This window comes from Ignavibacteria bacterium (assembly GCA_016873845.1).
Taxonomy (GTDB): Bacteria; Bacteroidota; Ignavibacteria; order Ch128b; family Ch128b; genus JAHJVF01.
Genome location: VGVX01000136.1, coordinates 1 through 2,862, shown reverse-complemented (window position 1 = coordinate 2,862; position 2,862 = coordinate 1). Strand labels below are relative to the sequence as shown.

3 protein-coding genes are annotated in these 2,862 nt (G+C 34.6%); 1 reads left to right on the top strand and 2 read right to left on the bottom strand.

The window, feature by feature from the left end; genetic code table 11:
* The coding region (locus FJ213_13240; protein ID MBM4177116.1) for a hypothetical protein at positions 1 to 738 on the bottom strand (738 nt) is incomplete at its 3' end.
* 124 nt (positions 739 to 862) lie between these two features.
* Between FJ213_13240 and FJ213_13235 the strand changes: the two genes are divergently transcribed.
* Complete coding sequence (locus FJ213_13235; protein MBM4177115.1) at positions 863 to 1,717, top strand: DUF3078 domain-containing protein; 855 nt, start codon at positions 863 to 865, stop codon at positions 1,715 to 1,717.
* Positions 1,718 to 1,760: 43 nt separating this feature from the next.
* Here FJ213_13235 and FJ213_13230 read toward each other — a convergent pair.
* Positions 1,761 to 2,862 (bottom strand): DUF4954 family protein (locus tag FJ213_13230; GenBank protein MBM4177114.1); only part of this gene is annotated, 1,102 nt, incomplete at its 5' end.

Here is a 2,862-nt window from a genome sequence, read left to right as displayed (position 1 = left end):
TATCCAAACGTCATGTTTCTGGTCATCATTATATTCTCCTGAATAGTTTGTTTGATAGATTAATTTATCAGACTTTGAAGAGAATTTAAAATTCGAAGCACCAGGATCAAGTGATGCAATTTTTTTGCTTTGTTTTGAAATCAGGTTGAACAACCAGACATCTTTTTTTGGATTTTGTCTTGGAAATACTATTTCATCATTTTTTGATTTTTCCTTTTTTAATTTGTCCTTCATTTCAGCTTCGGATAATTCAGTTTCTGAAATCACAGCTATCATTCTTCCATTTGGCGAAATGGTATATTCATCTATTTCGTTCTTGAGTGCAATCAAAATTGATGCTTCACCACCATCGATTGGTATTGACCAAAGCTGCTTCGCCCCTTTTTTAACCTCATTAGCCGATGAATCAAAATATTCACGATTAGAAAGAAAGAGAATTGATTTCGATTCATTCATCCATTTTGGATTCGATATTGATGATAAGTTATTAGTTAATTGTTTCGTTGTTTTCGATTCAACATCCAGTAAATACAATTGTGTATTCCAGCGGGCTTTTTCGATCTCTGCTTTGCGGACTGTGTAAGCTGCAAATTTCCCATTCGGAGAGATCACCGCATCATTAGGATATTCAAGTTCGAATTGTGACTCTAGTGTAAAAGGTTTTTTTTGTCCAAAAAGCAGTTGAGTAAATATTAAATGAGTAAATATTAAAATAGAAAGTAATATGTTGGATTTCATTTTTTCACTCCTGGTATTCGAATTGAATTTAACACATTCTCAGACTCTATAAAAAGCAAAATTTATTTCCTCTACTAAATTTTTATATTTTTGTAAAAAATATCAACAGTCAGTGGAATTTAAGATGCGGTTCTCTATTCTCCATTTTGTGATTTTCATTTTCTTATCACTATCTTTTAATGTCGTTGCTCAAAATGATTCTTCAAAAATAGATCAATGGTCGCCAAAAGCTGTTACTGGTATTAACATCAGCCAAGTGTCACTTACAAATTGGACACAAGGAGGCGAAAACACTTTTACCTGGACATTAGTGGGAAATTTTGGTCTTAACTACAAAGGTGAAATCTGGTCGTACAAAAACAGCCTTAAATTTGCTTTTGGAAGAACAAAACTCGGCAGCCAAGATTTCAGGACGAATGACAATGAACTTTTCATCGAAAGCGTTATTTCAAAAAATATTGGATGGGCAGTTGATCCATTTTTCAGCAATACAATTCGAAGCCCAATAACTACCGGATTTTCATACAAAACCAAAACCCCCACAAGAATAGCAGATTTTTTTGATCCCGGATACATCACTCAAAGTCTTGGCTTCACATATGATAAAATAAAAGGATTTAAGACACGATTTGGATTGGCTGTTCAGGAAGTATTTACAAATAAACAGAGGCAATTTTCTGATAAGCCCCAAACCACCGATAAGAAAGAAGCTTTTAAGCTTGAAACTGGTATTGAAATGGTTACTTCTGCCGAACTTAAAATAGATACGAATGTTTTATTTAAAAGCAGTTTGCGTTTGTTCTCCCGTTTTGAAAGTTTAAGAGTGTGGGATGTTCGGTGGGATAATTCGGTTGTGGCTAAAATCAATAATTACTTGAATGCAAATCTCTCGGTTTTAGTCGTGCATGAATTGAAACAATCTACTAGAACTCAAATGAAAGAAGCTTTGCAGTTAGGGATAAGTTACACAATTTTTTAAATAGTAGAGCCGTATCGCCATGCGGCTCTACGTAGTAAATAGTTTATGTTAGAGATCTAACGAGACTCACAAGCTCTGAGGCTTTTTGTTCAATCGCTTTCGATTCATTGTTAAGTTGATTGACGAATTTATTTTTCTCAAAAGTTCCGCGTACAGCTTCGAAATCTTTTTGTTTTGTTTCATTATCACCATCAATTCCAAAGCCAATCTTTGCAATTGCATCAAATTCCTTTTGAGCATCTTTGGCAATTATATTATTCAGTTTTATTGTATTCTGCTTCCAATCATCGATTAATTGAACAAAAGTTTCTTTAGTCCAATCGTTCAATTTTAGGTTTAACTTTGTTTCGACTGCATTCAAACACCAAGTCCAGCTATTTGCATTGTAAGAAGTAAAAATAGATTTTAATTCATCTTGCAGCGAATTAAGGATTTGGATTTTGCCATTATCAACTTTACTTAAAACTTCTTCAATTAAAAAGTTAGGAGCAATCAACCCGCAAACATCGATCCAATCTCCCGTAACTTTTTCATTTCCCGATTTTAATTTTCTTTTTAATTCAGCCATTGATTTTAATTCAAGCACTTGTGCGATACGTTCAACAATAGTTTTACCAAAATAAATCTTCAACGCCATTTCATAATATTTTGAACTAGTTCGTAAAAGCAACCGCCGAATATTTATCCCTTTATATGTCACAAATTCCTGATCCTTCGATGCAGTAGAATAGAGTTCCTGAAGAACTTTCACTCCCTTCATGATTTTTCCAACAGTGTAGGGATTCAATAAATCAAAAATTATGAGATCTAATTTAACCGAGTCTTTTCTTCTATCTCTCGAAGACCATTTTTCGCTGTCTCGCCGAGTACCAACAGTCAGCAAGTTCATTGCCGGAGTTAACACGCTTTTTCCTTCTTCATCAGCGATATATGAAAATGGAAATTCGGTCGTATCAAAATTTGCATAATGCTTTCCGATGACTGCGGTAAATGCGCCAATGCGGCAAGGCCAAAGCAAATAACTGAAAGAGCCTGTCTTCGAGCCGCGTTCAAGTATACCTTGATGAACAGGTCCCAGCTTGTACATGTGATTGCTCTGATTCGTACCGCTGCCAGCATTGTAAAATGAAAATAATCCAGCGATT